5 protein-coding genes are annotated in these 7053 nt (G+C 41.8%); 2 read left to right on the top strand and 3 right to left on the bottom strand.

Annotated features, from left to right (window positions below):
* Positions 1 to 732, top strand: a 732-nt coding sequence (locus A3IK_RS0114985; RefSeq protein ID WP_020560799.1) for a PD-(D/E)XK nuclease domain-containing protein, incomplete at its 5' end; no start/stop codon positions are given.
* Positions 733 to 769: 37 nt separating this feature from the next.
* Here the strand turns inward: A3IK_RS0114985 and A3IK_RS0114980 are convergent.
* The 3 genes from A3IK_RS0114980 to A3IK_RS19695 form a co-directional block, all read right to left on the bottom strand.
* On the bottom strand, positions 770 to 1783 hold the full coding sequence (locus A3IK_RS0114980; RefSeq protein WP_211209457.1) for a TaqI-like C-terminal specificity domain-containing protein: 1014 nt from the start codon (positions 1781 to 1783) through the stop codon (positions 770 to 772).
* Positions 1784 to 1895: 112 nt separating this feature from the next.
* Positions 1896 to 3314, bottom strand: coding sequence for an IS66 family transposase (gene tnpC, locus A3IK_RS0114975; protein WP_020560798.1), 1419 nt, complete (start codon positions 3312 to 3314; stop codon positions 1896 to 1898).
* 37 nt (positions 3315 to 3351) lie between these two features.
* Entirely contained in the window at positions 3352 to 6114 is a 2763-nt protein-coding gene (locus tag A3IK_RS19695; RefSeq protein WP_051081577.1) for an Eco57I restriction-modification methylase domain-containing protein, read from the bottom strand.
* 161 nt (positions 6115 to 6275) lie between these two features.
* On the opposite strand from A3IK_RS19695, the gene A3IK_RS0114965 reads away from it, so the two are divergent.
* Positions 6276 to 7053, top strand: a 778-nt coding sequence (locus A3IK_RS0114965; protein WP_020560797.1) for an ATP-binding protein, incomplete at its 3' end; no start/stop codon positions are given.

Here is a 7053-nt window from a genome sequence, read left to right as displayed (position 1 = left end):
AAAAACTACTGGTTTGAGACTGGAACCCCCACTTTCCTGATTCGCCACTTAGCCAATAATCAATTTTTCACCCCTAATCTAGAGCAATTACAATCCGATGAGGCTTTATTATCGGCCTTTGATATTGATCATATTAGCAATGAAGCATTATTATTTCAGACAGGCTATTTAACTATCCATCAGGTCGAGCAACCTATGCTAGGGTATTGGTTTTATACCTTAGGCTATCCTAATCATGAAGTAAAAAGCAGCCTAAATACGAGTTTATTAAGTGCCTATGGTGTGAATGAAAGTCTTGCTCTGCGTAATCGCATTCAGCTCATTAAAATCTTGCAACGTAATGCAGTAGAAGAGTTACAAGGATTGTTTCATGCCTTTTTTTCCAGTATTCCGCATCAATGGTATGACAGTAGTCGTGGGGTATTAGCTCAGTATGAGGGCTATTATGCCTCAATATTTTACTCGCATTTTGCTGCATTAGGGATTGATACCATTGTAGAGGATAGCTCCAGTTTAGGGCGCTTAGATATGGCAGTGAAATTTAATGGACGTATTTATTTATTTGAATTTAAAGTGATTGAGCATAGTCATGAGGGTGAAGCACTAAGGCAAATCCATGACAAACGCTATGCAGATAAATACCGAGCCTTAAATCAGCCTTTGTATTTAATTGGGGTAGAGTTCAGTAAGGTAACTCGTAATATTGTGGGTTTTGTTATTGAGCAAGGCTAGGGCTATTTGATACCTAGCCTTACAAAATGATAACTAACTAACCCTGTTCAATCTGCATAATTTCTTCTTTAGTAAGCTCATAAAGAGAGTAAACTATGTTATTGATAGCTTGCTCATTCAATTTTATTTGATGCTCTAATTCATCTAGTTTTTTATCCAAGTCAATAATCTGTTTGCGTAAGCTGGTATTTTCGGTGCTTTTTAATTTAAGCAGTTCACTTAGTACCTTTTCAGCACTAAGGCTAGGCGTAATATTAGTTGAGCGAATAAAGTATCTCCATTGGGCTGCAATAAAAATAGCTTCGTCCTCATCCAAATACACACTATCAAAGGCAATAATACCATCGGCTAGTAAGGTTAATTCACCATCCTCCTGGCGTACACTGAGTTTGAGTTGGGGATGGAGACGTGCTGCTAATACACTGAGTTTTTCATCTAATTTTTGTTGATATTGGTTTTTTGCCCATTCAGTTAGAGCTTTACCTTTTAATCCAGTAGCGATTGCAGCATTAGAGATTTTTAGTTGTTTTTCGTCGGGTAGTTTTGCCCAGATCCATTGTGGGGTTTTTAGATTGTCTTGCATTTGTGAGGCCTTGAGGCGCTTTTCGAGTTTAGCTAGTTCATCACGATGGGTAGTGTGAAGCTCTTGAAGTTTTTCAGCTAATTGAGCGACTTGCTGTTTTTGCTCAGGCGTTGCATCGGGAATAGGTAGAGGGGCAATGAACTGTTTATTAGCCTCGTAATATCCTCCTTCTTTAACCTTGGCAATACGCTTAAATATAAAGTCGGCAACAGGGGCATTAAGTACTCCTAATAAGTACCAACCTAGTTCTTTATCACCATTTGGTAATATGCCATTAACTCTGACGTTATTAAGATAGAAAGCTGCATTATGGTCAAAGCAAACTCTTAGAGAGGGCACAGTTTGAGCAACGATTAGCTTATTCACTTCCTGTTTATCCAAGTTTTTTGGGTAAACATAACCATACCAGCCTTTTTTATCCATTTTGCCATTTTCACGTTTTCTTAAAAAACTCTCATGGGTTTTCAAGTACTCCAGACCTAATGGAAATAATTTAGCTAGCTCTATTTCTGTATAAAGACGTGGTTTTGCTTCGTCAGTTTTATATGGAAAAAAGATAAAAAAATCGTAACTACTCAGTCTATGCCCAAACCGCCCTGAGGGACTCAAACGGATTTCGCCCCTGAAGCTTGTCAGTTTCCCAGATGGAACGGATGACGCAGAAGGCATCCGCCCCGCCGATAGCGCGGAACCCGCCAGCCACCTTGAGTTTGACTTTCACCGGGCGTACTGCCCGTTCAGCCAGGTTGTTGTCAAACGGCACGTCAAACCGCTGGAGGAACAGCAACACCGAATCCTTGAAGTCCCGCAAGCGGCATAACAGGTTTCTGGCAGGGTGTTGCTTCGCCTTGCCCTGTTTGGGGTGGGTTTTGGGCTGTTCAGGGAAGACCAGCAGGCCATGGTTTACCCATTGGTCATAGCGCTGCCCCAGTTCTGCCATTGGGTCAGGCGTCAGGGAGTCATGTTGCGCTGCCTTCGCCTGCGCCACGGCGGTTTTGGCGTCGATCAGGACTTGTTTGAGCTGTGCAGGCCATTGGTGCCGGAGGGTTTCGTCAAAGTAGTTCAGCTCACGCAGCAGGTGCGCCCCGCACAGGCCGTGCATCACGTTATCAAAGCGGAAGTAAGGCTTCCAGTGGTCATGCACGGCCACCCCGTTGAAGACAGGCAGGATACCGGCTGCGGTCATGGCTTCCTGTCCCCGCCTGGCATGGGCAGTGTAGTACACCGCTTCAGGGGTGGCGGCCACATGCAGCCATTGGGTTTTGCCTTGGGTGCGGATACCGCTTTCATCAAAGTGCGCCACCGGACTGGTGCGGATGGTTTGCCGGATGTCGCCGTAGGTAGCGGTGAGTTTCCCGCTGGCCTGGCTGACCCAGCGTTGCACACTGCCATCGGAAGGTTTGACCCCGTATTGGTCAGACAGTACCTCTGTCACCCGTGACAACGAGATGAAATGCCCCTGCACCAAACCAACTGCATACGCTTTCAGACGTGCCCCATAGCTGATGTACGGTGGCAGGGAGGTGGTGAATTTCCCGGCATGGGCTTTGCCACAACGGCAGGTGGCAATGATCTGGCGATATTCCGTCACCACGATGTGCGGGGCGGGGATGTCCCATTGCTGGCGGCGTTCAGCCACTGCACCGGTAGCTTCGGATAGCGGCAAGCCACAATCACAGTAGCCTTCAGCGCGGCAATCCCCAACGTAATCGGGGGATGGGTGCATGACAAGGCTATGCCCCTGGTGGCCTGGCTGACCCCCTTTGGGGCGTTGCCCTGGCTGGCGGGGTTGGGCAGGCTGGCGTTTCAGCCCATCCGATGACGGCGGTCTGTGTGAATTCTTGCTGTTCTTGCCCAACTGCGCTTCCAACTCCGCTACCCGTGTTGATAGTGACGATAACTGTTCAATCGTGTCAAACAGCGACAACACCAGATCCACCAGTTGGGCGTGGCTCAACTGCTGCAAGTCTTCTCTCGTGGGACGGATAATCGGGTTCATAGGGATAGCTTAGCTGATTTTTTAGGGAACTGAGTAGTTACAAAAAATCATTATAAGGTTCTTGATAACGTTTGGCCTCTTGCCCAGAAACTAGAGGGTGCATCAGATCATCCTCAATATCTACAGCAATAGGAGTATTTTTGTCTGTATATGATAGGTACTTATTACTATTAACTTTGGTTAGATGATAGATATTATCAGCACTAGTAACTAGTCCCTGAAAAATAGAATTGGTTAATTTAATGTCATCTAAGCGTATGCAGTTATTATTTAATCTTTCAATTAACTTACGCTCCTGATTCGGTATAAATTGCCAAGCATTACTATCTGATAACTGACTATAAGATACAGCCTCAATATTTGACCATTCGATATTACTTAGGTCATCTCCGCCATTTGGAGCAAAATGTAGTTTAATACCATCAACAGCTTTACCCGTAAAAAACTGCAATGCTGTATAAGTAATTGCCTCATCAAAAATTTGATAACTTTTAAAATCTACCCAACGATCTAAGCGTTTAGTCTCAGAAAGAACTTGGCGCAGCCCTTGACCATAATCATTAACGACCCATACATTCGGTGCAATAAAGCCCATCCGCCCTTCAGGTTTTAATAACCGTATCGACTGCTCAATAAAGGGCAAATAAATATCATAATTACCTGTTTGAGTACTTCTAAATTTAGGTGTTCCATCCGCATTAAGAGCTTTAACCCAATACTCAGTCGCCTCAGGCTGAATACGCCGCATATTCTGCAACTTAATATAAGGCGGGTTCCCAATAATCACATCAAAGCCACCAGCAGCAAGAACCTCTGCAAAACTTTGTTGATAACTAAATGGATTAATACGCGCTAATTGCTCCTCTGATAAGTCACCTAGGACGGCTTTAATATCCCAATCAACTAAACTATTACCACATAAAATATTATCATCTAAAGAGGATAAAGGTTGTCCTGGCATGACAGTATGTAACCATAGTGCTAGTTTAGTAATTTCGACTGATTCTGCATTGACATCCACTCCATAAATATTTTTTGCTAAAATCTCACGATAGGTTTTAGCTTTATCAAAGACAGCTACTTGACGATACTCATAATTGACACGGCTTTTTTCACTAGCCACCCATTCATGCTCTCGCAATAAACGTTTTAAGGCTTGAATTAAAAAAGCACCACTACCACATGCAGGATCAAGTATTTTGAGTGTACTAATTTTAAGTAAATAATTTTCTAATAAATCAAAATAGCGAGCGCTAGTAGAACCTTTTCTAATTTTACCATTTTTAAAATGATCGTTATCAATTTGCTGTACAGTTAAAGTTTCAAACTCAGTCAAACCTAGTTCGGTATGTAACTCTCGTAATCGTAAACCTAGCGTTTCTTCGACTACATAAGCCGTTACCCACTCAGGCGTATAATAAACCCCATCAGTTTTACGCTTACTAAGCTTCATTAGAGATTCTTCGCAAGCTGCCTCTGCCTCCATAATTTCAAGATCAGTAATAGACTGTTCAAAAATACGCCCTAATGTATAGAGTCCAATAGCACGATTTCCTCCTTCCTCTAAACCAAAGTTATAGTTGGCTGAGAAATAGAGGATTGTGTTCTTATGTTTTAAGATAGAGTCATTATCCACCCCTTGAAAGGGAGCAAAAAATACTTTATTGGGTACATGTAAATCATCTAAATCGGCATCTGATGCAAATAATCCACCATTGAACTTACTAATAGAGTTAGTACGGAATTCTCCACCATTACGCATTGCTTTAAATAGCCGAAGTACTGTCTCCTCCCAAAAATCTGTGCCATCTGGTCTTAGCTCAGTATCCTGACTATCCTTAATTAATAAATCGCGCAATAAATTAACTGGAAACTGTAAATATGCTCCCATATCCTCACAAAACATCACAAACAATAAACGATCTAATAGTTTTTGAGTTAATCTGACTAATTGTCGAGGAGTGAGGCGTTGCTTACGATTATATTCAACTAGTGTTTGAAATAGAAAATCTCGATAAGCCTTGTATTCAAAATAAAATGTTTTTTCAATAGATTTTTCTTGTAAGCGCTGGTTTTTGATTAGATTAAATAGCGGTGCTTCATTGCCTCGATTCAATAACCAGTCTGAATGAAATAAGCGAGTAAATAAAAATCGTTGCTGTTTAGCTTTTTCGCTATTATCTAGCAAATAAGTACTCGAATCAGTGGAGTTGCGACGCTGAATAATAAAACGCTCATACTGATACGGTATTCGTGCATTCCAATATAAGCGAAATTCATTCATATCCGAAACAATACCCCAAGTGGGTTGGATTTTTTCCGTACCAAAAGGAGAAAACTGTTGTTTGGCAAAATGTAAATAGTCTGCACATTGTTTGACAGGTGAGCGGTCATTACCTTTACGATTTTGCTTTGCATCTAGGCCAGAGCGAATATCTTTAAACTCACATAGTATTTGAGGTGTATTAGGTAGTTCTGTTGCACCAAACCAGCCCATCGCAGCATCTGCTTTACCTACCCCACCATTTTGCCCTGCCTTATCAATGGCAAATTGTGGCTCAAAGGTATAGCCTGCTGATTTTTCTTGTTCTCCAGAGCGCACATACCCCCAGAGCTTCACGAAAAAGGTATTGACAAAGCTACTCTCTGAAACACTTTCGTTTTGAAAGTCTTTTTCAGCCCAGTTTTTTAAAGTTTGTAATAGCTGAGCATCTAATTCACTCTTGCAATAAGTTGTGTAGTCTTGTGCCCAACAAGAGAGTAAGAAGGTGGTGGAAAATAAGGGGAGTACAGTAGACATAGTAAGTTAACCAATAAGCAAAATAGCTAAAAAACTCCTATATACACGATTTTGTCCTATAAGATAACTGAGTTATGGGACTTGAAGTCACTAAGACTCTCTATCACTATGGTATACTGTAGTGATTGGTCTAAAGACACTAACTTAGTGGTCAGTAAGTCATGACAGCACGTAAAAAACTACCTATCGGTATCCAAACCTTCGCCCGTATTCGAGAGGAGGGTTATTACTATGTTGATAAAACCCACCTAGCACAGGGGCTAATGAATGAGGGAGTGCATTACTTTCTCTCTCGACCGCGCCGTTTTGGTAAAAGCCTATTTCTGGATACACTCAAAGAGCTTTTTGAGGGAAATGAGCCACTATTTAGAGATTTAGCTATTCACGATCAATGGGATTGGTCGGTGAAGTATCCGGTATTAAGAATTAGTTTTGGTAGTGGGAATTTCAGAGAGGCTGATTATTTACCATTAAATTTAGCTGCACAGTTAGATAGACTTGAACAGCAGTTTAATTATTATTCGGGTTATACAACTTGCCCTGAGCGTTTTCAGGCCTTAATTTATTATGCTGAGCGGCAAACGGGGCTGCCAGTGGTGATTCTAATAGATGAATATGATAAGCCTATCTTAGATGCACTAGAAGATCGAGCAGTAGCTCAAACAAATCGGGATTTTTTACGTGGATTTTATAGTACGATTAAAGATTACGATGCTAAAATCAAGTTTAGTTTCCTCACTGGTGTTAGTAAGTTCTCTAAAGTGAGTCTTTTTTCAGGCTTAAATAATCTCAAAGATATTACTCTTGATAAGCGCTACAGTACGCTATGTGGCTACACCGACTATGATATAGATACCGTATTTGCTGCTGAATTGATGGACTTAGATCGAGACAGTATTCGTTACTGGTATAATGGTTATAATTGGTTAGGGGAGGGGG

The sequence above is a fragment of the Thiofilum flexile DSM 14609 genome, assembly GCF_000380185.1.
Taxonomy (GTDB): Bacteria; Pseudomonadota; Gammaproteobacteria; order Thiotrichales; family Thiotrichaceae; genus Thiofilum; species Thiofilum flexile.
The sequence above is the reverse complement of the archived record's forward strand: the minus strand, read 5'-3'. Positions and strand labels throughout refer to the sequence as shown.